General features: G+C 67.6%; 17 protein-coding genes. 3 read left to right on the plus strand and 14 right to left on the minus strand.

Features of this window, described 5'->3' with window-relative positions; all coding sequences use genetic code 11:
* Nucleotides 1-6: 6 nt before the first annotated feature.
* From rplB to rpsJ, 5 genes are read right to left on the minus strand one after another with little or no spacing between them, the layout of a single operon-like run.
* Complete coding sequence (gene rplB, locus AWB95_RS09080; protein ID WP_062540362.1) at nt 7-849, minus strand: 50S ribosomal protein L2; 843 nt, start codon at nt 847-849, stop codon at nt 7-9.
* A 21-nt stretch (nt 850-870) separates the two neighbouring features.
* Entirely contained in the window at nt 871-1,173 is a 303-nt protein-coding gene (gene rplW, locus AWB95_RS09085; protein ID WP_045373352.1) for a 50S ribosomal protein L23, read from the minus strand.
* Complete coding sequence (gene rplD / locus AWB95_RS09090; protein WP_062540365.1) at nt 1,173-1,823, minus strand: 50S ribosomal protein L4; 651 nt, start codon at nt 1,821-1,823, stop codon at nt 1,173-1,175. The genes rplW and rplD overlap by 1 nt, the downstream gene beginning before the upstream one ends.
* Complete coding sequence (gene rplC, locus AWB95_RS09095) at nt 1,823-2,476, minus strand: 50S ribosomal protein L3 (protein ID WP_062540363.1); 654 nt, start codon at nt 2,474-2,476, stop codon at nt 1,823-1,825. The genes rplD and rplC overlap by 1 nt, the downstream gene beginning before the upstream one ends.
* 14 nt (nt 2,477-2,490) lie before the next feature.
* Nucleotides 2,491-2,796, minus strand: a complete 306-nt coding sequence (gene rpsJ / locus AWB95_RS09100) for a 30S ribosomal protein S10 (protein ID WP_003873519.1) — start codon at nt 2,794-2,796, stop codon at nt 2,491-2,493.
* Nucleotides 2,797-3,139: 343 nt separating this feature from the next.
* Between rpsJ and AWB95_RS09105 the strand changes: the two genes are divergently transcribed.
* Complete coding sequence (locus AWB95_RS09105) at nt 3,140-3,616, plus strand: hotdog fold domain-containing protein (protein WP_062540364.1); 477 nt, start codon at nt 3,140-3,142, stop codon at nt 3,614-3,616.
* A 6-nt stretch (nt 3,617-3,622) separates the two neighbouring features.
* Here AWB95_RS09105 and AWB95_RS09110 read toward each other — a convergent pair whose 3' ends face one another.
* A complete protein-coding gene (locus AWB95_RS09110; protein ID WP_085168041.1) occupies nt 3,623-5,248 on the minus strand; it encodes a carboxylesterase/lipase family protein in 1,626 nt (541 codons plus the stop codon).
* Between the two features lie 102 nt (nt 5,249-5,350).
* Between AWB95_RS09110 and AWB95_RS09115 the strand changes: the two genes are divergently transcribed.
* A complete protein-coding gene (locus tag AWB95_RS09115) occupies nt 5,351-6,601 on the plus strand; it encodes a cytochrome P450 (protein ID WP_085168043.1) in 1,251 nt (416 codons plus the stop codon).
* On the opposite strand, the gene AWB95_RS09120 is transcribed toward AWB95_RS09115, so the two are convergent.
* The gene (locus AWB95_RS09120) at nt 6,567-7,178 is read right to left on the minus strand and encodes a TetR/AcrR family transcriptional regulator (protein WP_274520117.1); all 612 of its coding nucleotides are present in this window, start codon (nt 7,176-7,178) and stop codon (nt 6,567-6,569) included. The genes AWB95_RS09115 and AWB95_RS09120 overlap by 35 nt on opposite strands.
* Nucleotides 7,179-7,399: 221 nt before the next feature.
* Between AWB95_RS09120 and AWB95_RS09125 the strand changes: the two genes are divergently transcribed.
* A complete protein-coding gene (locus AWB95_RS09125) occupies nt 7,400-8,917 on the plus strand; it encodes an MFS transporter (protein WP_099539538.1) in 1,518 nt (505 codons plus the stop codon).
* Here AWB95_RS09125 and mftG read toward each other — a convergent pair.
* From mftG to mftA, 7 genes are all read right to left on the minus strand, one after another.
* Nucleotides 8,880-10,313 carry a mycofactocin dehydrogenase MftG gene (gene mftG / locus AWB95_RS09130; RefSeq protein ID WP_085168049.1) on the minus strand — a complete coding sequence of 478 codons (1,434 nt, stop codon included), beginning with the start codon at nt 10,311-10,313 and terminating at the stop codon, nt 8,880-8,882. The two genes, AWB95_RS09125 and mftG, sit on opposite strands and share 38 nt — an antisense overlap.
* Before the next feature lie 7 nt (nt 10,314-10,320).
* Entirely contained in the window at nt 10,321-11,733 is a 1,413-nt protein-coding gene (gene mftF, locus AWB95_RS09135; protein WP_085168051.1) for a mycofactocin biosynthesis glycosyltransferase MftF, read from the minus strand.
* Nucleotides 11,730-12,476, minus strand: a complete 747-nt coding sequence (gene mftE / locus AWB95_RS09140; RefSeq protein ID WP_085168053.1) for a mycofactocin biosynthesis peptidyl-dipeptidase MftE — start codon at nt 12,474-12,476, stop codon at nt 11,730-11,732. Before mftE ends, mftF begins: the two co-directional genes overlap by 4 nt.
* Before the next feature lie 132 nt (nt 12,477-12,608).
* The gene (gene mftD, locus AWB95_RS09145; protein WP_085168055.1) at nt 12,609-13,802 is read right to left on the minus strand and encodes a pre-mycofactocin synthase MftD; all 1,194 of its coding nucleotides are present in this window, start codon (nt 13,800-13,802) and stop codon (nt 12,609-12,611) included.
* A gap of 3 nt (nt 13,803-13,805) precedes the next feature.
* Nucleotides 13,806-14,969 carry a mycofactocin radical SAM maturase gene (gene mftC, locus AWB95_RS09150; RefSeq protein ID WP_085168057.1) on the minus strand — a complete coding sequence of 388 codons (1,164 nt, stop codon included), beginning with the start codon at nt 14,967-14,969 and terminating at the stop codon, nt 13,806-13,808.
* Nucleotides 14,966-15,274, minus strand: coding sequence for a mycofactocin biosynthesis chaperone MftB (gene mftB, locus AWB95_RS09155; RefSeq protein WP_062539917.1), 309 nt, complete (start codon nt 15,272-15,274; stop codon nt 14,966-14,968). The genes mftC and mftB overlap by 4 nt, the downstream gene beginning before the upstream one ends.
* On the minus strand, nt 15,259-15,354 hold the full coding sequence (mftA, locus tag AWB95_RS22940; protein ID WP_139818473.1) for a mycofactocin precursor MftA: 96 nt from the start codon (nt 15,352-15,354) through the stop codon (nt 15,259-15,261). The genes mftB and mftA overlap by 16 nt, the downstream gene beginning before the upstream one ends.
* Between the last annotated feature and the right edge of the window lie 60 nt (nt 15,355-15,414).

Consider the following 15,414-nt stretch of genomic DNA (forward strand, 5'->3'; position numbering starts at 1 on the left):
CTCCTCTTAACGCCCGTGCTTCTTGCCGGTGCGCCGGCGGCGGACGATGAGCTTGTCGCTGGGCTTGTGCGGTTTACGGGTACGGCCCTCGGGCTTGCCCCACGGGCTGACCGGGTGACGCCCACCGGACGTCTTCCCCTCACCACCACCGTGCGGGTGATCGACCGGGTTCATCACCACACCGCGGACCGAGGGGCGCTTACCTTTCCAGCGCATCCGGCCCGCCTTACCCCAGTTGATGTTGGCCTGCTCGGCGTTGCCCACCTCGCCGACCGTGGCCCGGCAGCGCACGTCGACGCGACGGATCTCGCCGCTGGGCATCCGCAGCGACGCGTAGGTGCCTTCCTTACCGAGCAGCTGGATGCTCGAGCCCGCCGAGCGGGCCAGCTTGGCACCCCCACCAGGGCGCAGCTCCACGGCGTGGATCAACGTACCGGCCGGAATGTTGCGCAGCGGAAGGTTGTTGCCGGGCTTGATGTCGGCGTTCGGACCCGACTCCACCACGTCGCCCTGCGAGAGTCCCTGCGGGGCAATGATGTAGCGCTTTTCGCCGTCCAGGTAGTGCAGCAGCGCAATCCGGGCGGTCCGGTTCGGGTCGTACTCGATGTGCGCGACCTTGGCGTTGACGCCGTCTTTGTCGTTGCGGCGGAAGTCGATCACGCGGTAGGCGCGCTTGTGGCCGCCGCCCTTGTGGCGAGTGGTGATCCTGCCGTGCGCGTTGCGGCCACCGCGGCCGTGCAGCGGGCGCACCAACGACTTCTCCGGGGTCGAGCGCGTGATCTCGGCGAAGTCGGAGACGCTGGCACCGCGACGACCCGGTGTCGTCGGCTTGTACTTGCGAATTCCCATGGCTTGTCTCTCTATCCTCGGCTACGCCGGCGCGCCGAACAGGTCGATCGGCTTGCTGCCCGGCGCCAGCGTGACGATGGCGCGCTTGGTGTTCTTACGCTTGCCGTAACCGGTCCGGGTGCGCTTGCGCTTGCCCTGCCGGTTCGCGGTGTTCACCGCCGCCACCTTGACCGAAAAGATCTTCTCGATGGCGATCTTGATCTGCGTCTTGTTCGAGTCGGGGTGCACCAGAAACGTGTACACGTTGTCGTCGATCAACCCGTAGGACTTCTCCGAGATGACCGGCGCCAGGATGATGTCGCGTGGATCGGTGACGGTCGCCATCAGGCCGAAACCTCCTCGGAAGTGTTAGCGGCGATGTAGGCGTTCAGCGCCTCGACGGAGAACACCACATCATCGGCCCGCAGCACGTCGTAGGTGTTGAGCTGGTCGGGGGCCAGCACATGCACGCCGGGCAGGTTGCGCGCACTCTTGGCGCCGATCTCGTCGCTGCGCTCGGTCACCACCAGCACCTGCTTGCGGTCGGTCAGCGTGGCCAGAAAAGCCTTGGCGCTCTTGGTCGACGGGGTCTGACCCGACACCAGCTCGGTGATCGCGTGGATGCGGCCGTTGCGCGCCCGGTCCGACAACGCGCCGCGCAGCGCGGCGGCGATCATCTTCTTCGGGGTGCGCTGGCTGTAGTCGCGCGGCTTGGGACCGTGCACGACGCCACCGCCGGTGAACTGCGGCGCCCGCACCGAACCCTGCCGGGCGCGGCCAGTGCCCTTCTGCCGGTAGGGCTTCCGACCGCCGCCGCGGACCTCACCGCGGGTCTTGGTCGAGTGCGTGCCCTGCCGCGCCGCCGCCCGCTGCGCGGTGACGACCTGGTGCATCAGAGCGATGTTGGCCGGCGCATCGAACAGTGCGGCCGGCAGCTCCACCGAGCCGCTCGTCTTGCCGTCCGGCGTCTTGACGTCAATCTTGATGCCAGCCATCACTTCTCACCTCGTTTGATCGCGCTGCGGACCATGACGAGCCCACCGGTGCGGCCGGGGACGGCGCCCTTGATCAGCAGCACGCCGTTCTCGGCGTCGACCTTGTGCACCAACAGGTTCTGCGTGGTCACCCGGTCGTTGCCCATCCGGCCGGCCATCCGGGTGCCCTTGAACACCCGCGCAGGGGTGGCGCAGCCGCCGATGGAGCCCGGGCGGCGGTGCACTGCCTGCGCGCCGTGGCTGGCACCTTGGCCGGCAAAACCGTGCCGCTTCATCGTGCCGGCAAAGCCTTTGCCCTTGGAGGTGCCGGTCACGTCGACATAGCTTCCAGCGGCGAAGATTTCGGCCGTCAGCTCCTGACCCACCTCGTATTCGGCGGCCGCGTCGGCGTCGTCGAGACGCAACTCGGCCAGGTGCCGGCGCGGGTTGACCCCGGCGGCGGCGTACTGACCGGACAACGGCTTGTTGACCTTGCGCGGACTGATCTCGCCGTAGGCCAGCTGCACCGCGCTGTAGCCGTCACGCTCGGGTGTGCGGATTCGGGTCACCACGTTCGGTCCGGCCTTGACCACCGTCACCGGAACCACCCGGTTGTTCTCGTCGAACACCTGTGTCATGCCCAGTTTGGTGCCCAGAATGCCTTTTCTCGCCATTGTGTCTGGATCTCCTACTGGATGTTGACGTCGACGCTGGCGGGCAGATCGATACGCATCAGCGCATCGACGGTCTTCGGTGTCGGATCGAGGATGTCGATCAGCCGCTTGTGCGTGCGCATTTCGAAATGCTCCCGCGAGTCCTTGTACTTGTGCGGAGAGCGAATAACGCAGTACACGTTCTTCTCTGTCGGCAGCGGCACCGGACCCACCACGCTTGCGCCGGTCCGGACGACCGTCTCGACGATTTTGCGCGCCGAGGCGTCAATGGCCTCGTGGTCGTAGGCCTTGAGCCTGATGCGGATCTTTTGTCCCGCCACGCTTCTCCTACCTCACTCTCCAATGTCCGGACCTAGGTCCCACGGCGCGCCGGTGGTCTGGCGTCGCGCCGGATGTTGCGCCGCTGTTTACCTGTCTTGGTCCACCGACCCCCGCGGTCGGGTGTGTCGCCCTCACGCAGCCTTGTTCGCGGCCAAATCGTCGCGCTCCAAGGATGGGACCGGACGCGCCCGTCTGGGCGCCGGTCGTATGCCCGGCCAGGCGCTGACCCGGCGCAAGGCAACCTGAACAGTATGCCCCAGATCGCGGCATCGGCCAAATTCCAGCTCGGCGACGACGCGGGCTGCGGCGCCACTTTCTTACTCCAGAGTAAGATGTGCTGTCATGACCGCTCCGACCAGCACCTATGCGGCGTGGAAGCGCCTGTCCGGCCGCCCGGGCGGAACCCGGCTGTTTTCGGTCGCGACGATGGCACGAGTCCCCTACTTCGTCTCGGTACTACCGCACGTGGTCCGGATGGAACCCGGACTGGCCGAGGTGCGCATTCCGAAGTGGATTCTGGTCCACAACCATCTGCACACCGTGCACGCGATCGCGTCCTGCAACGCCGCCGAGGTCGCGATGGGCATGCTGATGGAGGCCACGGTGCCGCGCAGCCACCGCTGGATCCCCAAGGCCATGAACGTGCATTACTTGGAGAAGGCCACGACGTCGCTGCGGGCGGTGGCCCAGCTGGACCCGCCCGACTTCGCTCAGATCACCGACGGCATCGAACTGGTCGTGCCGGTCGGCGTTACGGACCGCAACGGCGTGGAGGTCGTGCACGCCGACATCACGACCTGGGTCACGCCGGTCGGCTGACCCCGCTCACGACTTACCCTTCAGCGTTGCCCAGAACGGGCATTGGTGCGCCTCCTCGAAGCTTGTCGTGACCCGGCTGGCGTCGGGACGCAGCGACATCCAGCGGGAGTGGTCGCCGCCCACTGTCGGCCAGCCGGGCTGGCCCGCGGCCTTCGGCACGCCGGTTGTCACGAATTGGCTCCAGTAGGCGATCATCTGCTCCGACAGCGCACGTTGTTCGGGAGTCAGCGGCGGGGCGCCGCCGACATTGAACAGGTAGCGCAGCTCCAGAGAATGACTGGCGCCGACCGGAAAAGGTGCGTGCCGCAACGGGTCCGGCGCCGGCGCGTGCGGATCGTCGAACTCGTAGCCGTAGACCGGTGCCGCCCGACTCAGCGCGACGGCCATTCTGTCTGCGACACAGGCGAAGACACCGTCGGTGACCGCCGCGGAGTAGGCAAGCGACACGTCGCCGCCGTAGCGCTCAGGTGGATAGTGCGCCAGTACTCCTCGCCCGTCGGCGCCGAAGATGTCGGCCAGTACGCGCGGATACTCGGCAGGGGTGACGCCGTGGCCCCGCTTCAGATAGCGCAGCGCCGCGAACATCGTGAACTCGTCGTGGTTGACGCCGATCAGCACTGGCACCCGCGCGGCCCGGCCGGCCGACATCGCCGCGACGGACCCCATCGGCAGCGCCGCCGTGCCGGTCACCGGGCCGGTGAGCGCGTCGGAGTCGCCGATGTAGGAGTACCAGGGCGGTCGCGTCAACTTGCCGGCCGGCAACGCGCGCAGGCACCCGGCGGCAGTGGCCGGATCCGGGCAACCCACGGAGGTCGCATACTCCACGCTGATGTGCTGGGCAACCGGCAGCTCGGCTTGTGCTTGGCACGGCGCGCTTTGGATGATCGCGGCGCGGAACAGCCCCGCCGATCCCCGCGCCACCAGGTGATCGCACACCGACATCCCGCCGGCAGACTCTCCGGCAATGGTCACCTTGCCCGGGTCGCCGCCGAACGCGGAGATGTTGTCTCGCACCCACCGCAATGCAGCCTGCTGATCGGCCAGCCCGTAGTTGCCGACGTCATCGCCGGTCCCGAGTGCCGGGTGAGCCAGGAATCCGAGCGCACCCAGCCGGTAGTTGATCGTGACGACGATGATGTGGCCCTTGGCGGCCAGCCAGCGCGCGTTGTAGATGTCGCCGCTGCCGTTGACGAAGCCGCCGCCGTGAATCCACACCATCACGGGGCGCTTGTCGGGCCGTCCCGGGGCGGGAGTCCACACGTTGAGCGTCAGGCAGTTCTCGCCGGTCGGCTTGACCGTCCGGGCCTCACGCGGGGTTTCCTGAACGCACTGCGGCCCGGGCTTGCTGGCCTCCAACGTCCCCGGCCACGGCGCCGCCGGCCGCGGCGGCTGCCAGCGCAAGGCGCCGACTGGCGGCGCGGCATACGGAATGCCTTGAAACAGGCGGTAATCCGCGGCGACCAAGCCGCGCATCGGGCCCATTGGCGTGCGCACCACCGCCGCGTCCAGCGGGCCGGCATACGCCGGCTCGGATTTCTGCGGTGCGGCGCTGCCGCCGTGGCCGCAGCCGACCGCCACCGCCGCCGCTACCAGCAGCGCGGCCCACGCTCGTCGGCGCTCAGGCAATCGCATCGGCACGGAACTCCAATTTACGGATCCGCCCAAACCGCTTCCCTCATATTTGCGGTCGTGCGAGACTTGAAAAAGTTGACGGGTGTCAAGTATAGGAGCCCCATGAGCACTCCGATCATTGACGAGGCCGCCAAGGTGTTCGCCGACCCGACCTCGTATGCCGACGAGCCGCGGCTGCATGCGGCGCTCACCCACCTGCGGGCCCATGCGCCGGTGTCGCTGGTCGACTGTCCCCCGTACCGGCCGTTCTGGGCGATCACCAAACACGCCGACATCATGGACATCGAGCGGGACAACAGCTTGTGGATCAACGAGCCGCGGCCGCTGCTGGCCACCGCCGAGCAAGACGACTTCGCGCGCGCGCAACTGGATTCCGGGATGGGGCTGCGGACGTTGATCCACATGGACGATCCGCAGCACCGGGTGGTCCGTGCGATCGGCGCCGACTGGTTCCGGCCCAAGGCAATGCGCGCGTTGAAGGTTCGCGTCGACGAGCTGGCCAAGATCTACGTCGACAAGATGATGGCTACCGGCACCGAATGCGACTTCGTCCAAGAAGTCGCCGTGAATTACCCGCTGTACGTGATCATGTCGCTGCTGGGGATCCCCGAATCCGATTTCCCCCGCATGCTGCGGCTGACCCAGGAACTCTTCGGTGGCGACGACGAGGAGTTCAAGCGCGGCAACACCCCCGAAGAACAGCTTCAAATCCTGCTCGACTTCTTCGGCTACTTCAACGCAATCACCGCGTCCCGGCGGGAGCATCCGACCGAGGACCTGGCGTCGGCGATCGCCAACGCCCGCGTCGACGGCGAACCGCTCTCGGACATCGACACTGCGTCCTACTACGTGATCATTGCCACCGCCGGCCATGACACCACCAGCGCCACGATCTCCGGCGGCCTGCAGGCGCTGATCGAAAACCCCGACCAGCGCGCCCGATTGACCGACAACCTCGACTTGATGCCGCTGGCCACCGAGGAGATGATCCGCTGGGTCACCCCGGTCAAGGAATTCATGCGCACCGCGACCGCGGACACCACGGTGCGTGGGGTGCCGATCGCCGAAGGCGAGTCGGTATACCTGTCCTATGTTTCGGGCAACCGCGACGAAGAGGTGTTCGACGACCCGTTCCGCTTCGATGTAGGCCGGGATCCCAACAAGCACTTGGCATTTGGTTACGGCGTGCACTTCTGCCTGGGAGCTGCGCTGGCCCGCATGGAGGTGAACAGCTTCTTCACCGAACTACTGCCGCGGCTGAAATCCATTGAGCTGAACGGGGAGCCGGAGCTCATCGCGACCGTATTCGTCGGTGGACTCAAGCACCTGCCGATTCGCTACGAGCTGCGCTGACCGACTTACCCTGGGTCCGCTGCACGTGCAGGAAGCCGTCCACGGCGGCGCGGGCACACTCCTGGTAGTCGAAATCCGGCAACGTGCTCAGCCGGCCCACCACCATCGGGCCGATCAACAGGGCGATCGCACGGGTCCGGTCGATCTCGCCTAATTCGGCCGCGTCCGGGCTGTCGAAAATGGCGTCGAACGGTGCTGCGTACTGCTGCGCGATGCGCTCGCGCAGCGTGCTGATCGCAGCGCTGTCCGCGACGGGCGTGCGGCGCGCTTCGGGTAGCTGTTCCAAGTCGCGGCCCAGCGCCAGCCAGGACATCGCGGTCAGCATACCGGGCGCCTCGGCGATCAACTGGCCTTGAGCCACCACCAACTCGATCAGACGATCGCGCAGCGTCCCGTCTTCCGACGGCATGGGGGCCGGTGGTATCAGGCTGTTGAAAGCCGCTGCGAGCAAATCGTTTCCGCTCGGGAAGTGGCGGTACAGGGTAGCGCGGGCCACATTAGCGCCTCGGGTGACCGCGTCGACGGTCACCGCGCTGGGCCCACCGGAACGTAGCAACGCAGTGGCGGCTTCGAGCAATCGGGCTCGAGACCGCGCCGGGCGGGGATCGGTACTGCCGGCGATGGCTACCACCTCCCGTCTAGCAACAAGACTATCGGTCTATCTAGGAGACTGTTAGTCTCAAAACTTGCCTCGCCGCCGAAAGGAGGCACGCCTTAGTGGTCAATACCTTCGTCCGGCCTGATCAGCGTACCGATGGACTGACACCGCTCGGTTCCCGCCGCGCCCGAATCTGGACAATGGCGGTCGCCTGCATGGGCGTGTCGCTGGTGATCGCATCGATGGTTGCGCTCAACACCGCGCTGGGCGACCTCGCCGTGGCGACCTCCGCGACGCAATCCCAACTGACGTGGGTGGTCGACGGTTACACGGTGGTGCTGGCCTGCCTGCTGCTGCCGGCCGGGGCCATCGGCGACCGCTACGGCCGGCGCGGAGCCCTGCTGATCGGCCTCGCCACATTCGCGATCGCATCGGTGGCGCCGACAGTCTTCACCAGCCCGCTGCAGATCATCGTCGCGCGCGGCGCCGCCGGCGCCGGCGCGGCGTTCATCATGCCCGCCACACTGTCGCTGTTGACCGCCGCTTATCGCAACGACGAACGCATGAAGGCAGTGGGCATTTGGGCCGGCGTCGCGGGCTGCGGCGGGGTCATCGGGATGCTCGGATCCGGTGCACTGCTGTATTTCTGGCCGTGGCAGTCCATTTTCTGGGCGTTCACTGCAAGTGCGGCACTGATCTTCGTCCTGGCGTGCACGGTCTCCACGTCGCGCGACGAAGGCGCGACCCCGCTGGACTGGCCGGGCGCGGCGCTAATCGGCGGCGCCGTCGCGGTTTTCGTCTTCGCGGTCATCCAGGCGCCCGAACGCGGCTGGAGCGACCCGTTGGTGTGCGGTTTGATGGGCGCCGGCGTGGTCTTGGCGGTGGTCTTCGGGTTTGTCGAGGTTCGACGGCGGCACCCTCTGCTCGATGTTCGGCTGTTCCGCAGACCGGACTTCGCCACCGGCGCGGCAACAATCACCGTCTTCTTCATCGCGATGTTCGGCTTCTTCTTCGTCATGATGCAGTTCGTCCAACTGGTGATGGGCTACAGCCCCATCCAGACCGCATTGGCGTTCAGTCCGCTGATGCTCCCGATGCTGACCTTTTCCGTGCTGTCCCAATGGTATGTTCCACGGCTCGGTCTGCGGGTCGTGGTGTTCATCGGCCTGCTGCTGATCGCCACCGGATTTCTCTGGGTCCGTGCGCTCGAGGTCAATTCGCCATATCTGGACATGGTTGGGCCGTTGTTTGTGATCAGCAGCGGGATCGGTTTGTGCACGGCGCCGACAACATCGGCCATCATGGCGGCGGTTCCCGACGAGAAGCAAGGCGTCGCATCGGCGGTCAACGACGCCACCCGCGAGATCGGCGCGGCAGTCGGGATCGCCCTGGCCGGCTCGATACTCGCCACACGCTACAGCCACCTCGTCGCGCCGCATCTGCAGGCGTTTCCCGAACCGCTGCGCGGTCCGGCCGCCCATTCACTGGCTCAGGCGCTGGAGGTTTCCAAAACCCTTGGGCCGCGAGGCGAGCAACTCGCCGATATCAGCCGCGACGCCTTCGCGCGGGCCATGGACTCCTCGTTTCTGGTGCTGGCAATTGTCATCGCCGTGGCAGCCGCGCTAATCGGCGCGTGGGCGCCGGGCCGCGATGGACAGCAACTGCGCCCCGTCCGCCAACTCACTCGACGAATTCGGCGGCCCGGTGGCCGAGCATGACGATGCTGGCGTGCGGGCCGCGACTGGTGATCACAGGCAGCACCGACCCGTCGATCACCCACAGCCCGTCGACGCCGTGCACTTGACAGCGGTGATCGACGACGGCCCGCGGATCGTCTTCAGCGCCCATCGGGGCGCTGCCGCACAAGTGCTGCGACGTCGACCACGCCGGTTCACCGACTTGCGTTGCGCTCGCGGCTAATTCGCGGGCCAATCCGCACCCGCGCTGCAGCGCGGCGACGTCGGCGGGTTCGCTGTCGTAGCGGTGCTCGATCCGCGGCGGAACCCGAGGGTCGGCGGAGACCAACGTGACGCGTCCACGCGCTCGCGGCTGCATCAGCGCCACCCCGATGTGCGGCCAATCCGGATGGCCTGCCGTACCATCTCCGACCATCGCAACGAAACCACCGGTGTAGGGCCGTATCTCGAGGCCATCGGGCGTGCTGAGCACTACCTCCAGCGCCGGCCTGCTGGCCGCGACCGCCCAGTTCGTCGGCAACACCCATTCCGGGTGATCGCTGCACCCCATCCCGACCGGCAACGGCGTCACCACGTCGATTCCGGCGGCCCGCAGCACGCTTTCCTCGCCGATCCCGGAGAGCATCAGCAGGTGCGCCGACTCGATTGCGCCGGCGCACAACACGATCCGATCCGCTGTCACCGTGAGTGGGCCACCGGGACCGACCGCGTCCACCCCGGCCGCGCGGTTGCCGGAAAGCCGCAGACGCATCGCCCGCGTTTGCGTCAGCAGCGTCAGGTTGCGCCGCTGCAGCGCGGGCATCAGATAACCCGCGCCCGCGCTGGTGCGCACGCCGTCGACGATGTTCAGCGGCACTGCCCCCACGCCCGCCGCCGCGTGTGGGTCGTTGAGGTCGTCGATCCAGTCGAATCCCGCGCGCTCCGCTGCAGAGACGAAAGCTGCGGTGCTGCCGACGATTTCGGTGGTGCGCCGCACTGCGATGGGGCCGCCGTCGCCGTGGACCGGCCCGGCGAAATCCAGGTCGGTTTCGATGGCCCGGAAGTGGTCGATGACGTCCCGCCATCCCCAACCGGGCAGCTGGTAGCCGTCGAAGTCGCGAGGCAGCCCACGGCAGAAGTAGCCGCCGTTGACGGCGCCGGACCCGCCGATGGTCGCGCCCCGCATGATCGGAATCTGGCGTGGCGGATGCTCGGTGAGCTGAGTCTGGTACCGCAGCACCAGCGGGCTGGCCGCGCCGATCGGCAGCTGCAGCCCGTTGGCGGTCTGAGCCAGTAGCGCGGGATCGCCCAGCCCGATGCCGCCCTCCAGGACGGTCACCACGCGGTGAGGGTCGGCGGAAAGCCGCTCGGCCACAACCGATCCAGCACTTCCCGCGCCGATGATCAGCACATCGCTGTGCAGGGTGGCCGCGGTCAACTGGGAATCAGACCCGGATCTGAGGCTTGAGCGGTCCGATATTGCGTTCCCGCACGACTCCGCACCACAATCCGATTCCGTATGCCAGGTCGTCGACGCGTTTGAGCAGTAGGTAGGTCAGCAGGCCGATCGGTTTGGCGTCGTCGTCGCTGGCCCCTCTGCGGCGGAGCCAGTCCACCACGCCGTCGACGATGGCGGCGATCACCACAACACGGCGGCAGTACCGGGACATGATGGCGGCGAGCAGCGCGACGGGCCAGTAGTGGCGGCAGATCGCCGAGGCCAGTTGCAGCGCCGCCGACCAGAGGCCGCGGGTGGCCACCGCCAGCACATCCCAGACCTGGGTGTCGGGGCCCTCCAGGGTCTTGGCGATCTTGCGACCGGTCACCGCGGCGATCAGCAACGACGCCAAATACCCCAATCCCGAGCCGACCGTCATCAGGATCCAGGCCGCCAGCGCCCAGCCGGAGATGACCAACGGCGCGGTCTTGTCCGGGTGGCGCGCCGACAGCGGCGCGGCGGACCCGCCGTAAAACGCTTTGCGCGCAATCCAATCCCGCAAGTCGGTGCGATGATCGTGTGCCACCAACGCAATTGGTTCGTACCGCAGCCGTGCACCGGCTTCCACGAGCCGCCAGCAGAGGTCGACATCCTCACCGGAGTGCAGACTTTCGTCGAACCCGCCGACCTCGCGCAGCGTGGCACGCCGACAGATGATCGCCGCACTGGGAACGTACGCGACATTCGTGTACGGGACGACGGGCGCCTCGTGCTGACCCAGATCCAGCGATGAACGCACTGCCTCGTAGCGGGCCACCAGATGGTCACTTTGGGCCAGGCCGATGATGCGCGGGGCAACCAGCGCGACGGTGGGGTCGCAGAAGTGGCCCAGCAGCGCTTCCAGCCAGCCGCGGCGCGGGACCACGTCGGAGTCCAGGAATGCGACGAAGTCGGTGGTGCAGGCGGCCAGCCCGGTGTTGCGCGCCGCGGCGGGTCCTTTGCTCACCGGGTGCCGCAGCACCTCGATGTCACAGTGCGCGTCGGCGAAGTCGTCCCGCTGGATCGGCTGGGCCGAGCCGTCGTCGACGACGATGACACGCAGGCCGCGGAGCGACGCCAGCAAGCGTCGCAAGCCAGATACGTTGTCCCGCACAGGAATTACCACGGTTACGTCGCGGTGCGACGGACCGCCGGCCGGCCGGGGATGGGCCACCGTGGCGTCCAGCAGGGTGCGCGCCAGCTCGGCGCTGACCGCGTCGTGGACCTTCAACCGGCCGTCGGCCAGCATGTCCTGCGCGGCCGGCGCCAATCGCAGCAGCCGGGTGGGAGACCCGCCCAGCAGAGCCGAGCCATGGCCGAGCACGCGCACACGCCTGTCGACCTGTACAGCAAACCCGTCCGGCAACCGGGTCTGGGTCATGTCAGCATCCCGTCGGCGCCCGGCGCCCAGTGCGCGACCCGGCGCACGCAACTCTCGACCATCTCGGTGAAGATCCGCTCCCCCTCGGCCGTGGTCGCCGTCGTCGGATCCCCCAACACGCCCACCTCGCTGACCGCCGCGACTCCCCCACGTCGCATCGACGGTAGCAGGTCGGCCAGCGGCGCGCCGTTTCCCGCACACCACCGGTCGCAGAGCACGTCAGCCGGCGAAATATGCAGCAATACCGATGTTTCGGTGTGCCCGGCATGCGCGTCGGCGCCACTGGCCGTGCACGCGCACCAGGCGGCGTCGCGTCCTTCGGATCGCAGTAGCCGCACCGCGCGGCTCAGAGCGGCGATGTTGCCGCCGTGGCCGTTGACGAAGACCAGCCGCTGCGCCCAGCAGGTCGCCGACCTGCCGAACTCGACGAGCAGCGTTGCCAGCGCGTCGGTGCCGATGGAAAGCGTTCCGGGGAAGCTCTGGTGTTCGCCGCTGTCGCCGTAGCCGATGGCCGGTGCCACCAGCCACTGCAGCCGATCGGATGCTTCGAGCAGGCGAGTGGCGAGCGCGCGGGCGACCGCGCGGGCGATCCGCGTGTCGGTGTCCAGCGGCAAGTGCGGCCCGTGCTGTTCGGTGGATCCGACCGGGATCATCAGCGCCGCCGACATGCCTTGCAGCTGGTTCGACGTCAAGCTGCCAAGTTCGCCGAGGACGGCCACTCGCCGATGGTAGGACGAATTCACCTGGCGTGCATCGGTTGTTGGGTGACTCGACGAATTTTTTCCAGGGTTCTCGATCGATTTGTCCCGACCGGTCACCACAGCCCCGCCTGCCACGCGAGTATCAGACTTCTCGACGGCGTCGTCCCGGCACCGTCAGACCCCGCCCGCGGCGGGCACTCCGAGCGCTCGGGCAAACTCCGGCGGGACCACGATGTCGTCGGCGTTGAGGTCATGCACGGAGCCATGACCGAGCCCCATCAGCGCGCAGTCGATGCCGGCGCGAAGGATGTCGAGCACGTTCTCGACCCCGGGTTGTCCGGCCGCGGCCAGGCCCCACAGGTAGGCGCGGCCGATCATCACCGCACGCGCGCCCAGCGCCAGCGCCTTGACGACGTCGCTGCCGCGCCGGATGCCGCCGTCCAGCAACACCTCGATCTGATCACCGACCGCGTCCGCAACCGCCGGCAGTGCACGGATAGCCGCCGGAGTTCCGTCCAGGTTGTTGCCGCCGTGGTTGGACACCGAGATCGCCGAAACACCAGCATCCACAGCCCTTTTCGCGTCGTCAACCCGCATCACGCCCTTGAGCATGAACGGTCCGCCCCACAGTTCACGCAGCCAGGCGATGTCGTCCCAGGTCGGTGGTGGGGTGCCCATCCATTCGCCGTACGCGGCGAAGAACGGTGGACCGGGCTCGCCCTTACGCGCTTGGTTGGGCACCTGCAGGTTCGGCGGACGCAGCGTCTTGCCCCACTGCCACAGCCAGCCCGGGCGGGTGACGGCCTGCGGGGACAGCCGCAGGATGGTTGCCAGGTTCATCCGCTCGGGGATCTTGGGGCTGCCCCAGTCCCGACCGTGCGAGAAGGTCCAGTCGGTGGTGACGATCAGGCCGACGGCGCCGGCCGCACGGGCCCGCTCGACGCGCTCCGCGATCGCGTCTCGCCCGCCGAGCCAATACACCTGGAAGAACAGCTTGGGGTTGGCGGCGATGACGTCCTCGATCGGCTTGCTGGCAAACGACGACAATCCCATCGCCGTGCCACGCGCGGCCGCCGCCCTGGCGACAGCTACTTCGCCGTGCGGGTGTACGGCCTGCACGCCGGTGGGCGAGATGATCACCGGCAGCGAGATGTCTTGTCCCATAACGGTGGTCGCCAGTTCACGTTTCTCGACCGCACCCACCACATGCGGCGCGAAACCCAGCTCGCTGAACGCCTCGACGTTGTCGGCGACGGTGATGCCCTTTTCGCTGGCGGCGACCAGCGCGGCGTACACCGACTTCGGCAGCCGGCGCTTGGCGCGCTGCTGAGCGACGGCGACCGTCTCGAACCAGATGTCCCGTGCCATCGACTACACCGGGCTTTCGTTGCAGATGCGTCGCGGCGGGCGCGTGGACAGGGTCAGCGGCACCGGCGCGCCGCGGGAGTGGTCGCCGGCCGGGCGGGGTTTGTCGCGTTCGCGGGCCAGCGCCGGCGCGCCGTGGCCCTGCACGCATTCCGGATCGGGCCCGTCCAGCGGCAGACCGGTGAAGAACTTCGCCGCCATGCAGCCGCCGCGGCAGCTGTCGTAATGCCCGCAGCTTCCGCAGGCGCCGGCGGACTGTGGTTCGCGGAGCTCACGGAACAGCGGTGCATTCTTCCAGACGTTGTCAAATCCGCCGTCGGACAAAACGTTTCCGGCGAGGAAACGGTCATGGATGGCGAAGGGGCAGGCGTAGACGTCGCCGACCGGGTCGATCAGGCAGACCACCCGGCCCGCCCCGCACATGTTGAGGCCGGCCAGTGCGCCGGGTTCGCCGAGCGCCGACAGGTGGAAGAACGAGTCGCCGGTCAGCACCCCCTCGCCCTTGGCGACCAGCCACTCGTACAGCCGCACCTGCTGGTCGGCGGTCGGGTGCAGCTCGTCCCACACATCGGCGCCGCGACCCGACGGACGCAGCCGGGTGATGCGCAGCGTCGCGCTGTAACGGCTTGCCAGCGCGGCGAATTCGTCAAGCTGGTCAACGTTGTGACGGGTGACCACCACCGAGATCTTGGCGTCGCTGAAGCCGGCGGCGGCCAGGTTCTCCAGCGCGCGGATGGCCATCGCGTACGACCCGGGGCCCCGCACGGCGTCGTTGACCTCCGCGGTGGCCCCGTCGAGGGAGATCTGCACGTCGACGTAGTCGCTGGCGGCCAGCCGCGCGGCCACCTCGGGCGTGATCCGGACCCCGTTGGTGGAGAACTTGACACCGACATGGTGTGCGGTGGCGTAGTCGACCAGCTCCCAAAAGTCCGGCCGCACAGTGGGTTCCCCGCCACCGATGTTGACGTAGAACACCTGCATGCGTTCCAGCTCGTCGATGATGTCCTTGCACTGCCGGGTGGACAACTCGCGCGGATCGCGTTTGCCCGACGACGACAGGCAGTGCACGCACGCCAGGTTGCAGGCGTAAGTCAACTCCCAGGTCAGGCAGATGGGTGCGTCGAGGCCATGCTCGAACTGCTCGATCAGCCGCGGAACTACCGAGGTCATTGATTCTCCTTGCGCACCAGCATGTTCGAGTCGGCAAGCACACGCAACGCACGCAGATATGGGCGCTCTTCGCCGTCGGCGACACCCGCGGCGCGGCAGGCGGCCCGGACGTCGGTGTGATCGGCCAGCGACTGCACGACTGCCAGGATGGTGCGGTTCTTCAGGAACGACAGCTTGCGGGTGCCGAAGTGATAGAGCAGTGCGCCGAACGACTCCGGGCGCACTGCCACTTGCGGGTGCAACCGCCAGCCGGCGTCGGGATTGAACCCGCCCGGCGGGCCGGGCACGGTCAGTAGACCCCGCACATCCCGTCGATGGACACCTCTTCCACCAGGGTCTCGGTGACCAGCTCGGTGTCGCTGTCGATCTGCTGGTTCGGCTCCATAAACTTGCCTTTCGTCGTCAGGGGTTCGACAATCTTGGTCAGAATATGGCATCGAGTGCC

Origin of the sequence: Mycobacterium celatum (assembly GCF_002101595.1) — a bacterium.
Lineage (GTDB): Bacteria > Actinomycetota > Actinomycetes > Mycobacteriales > Mycobacteriaceae > Mycobacterium > Mycobacterium celatum.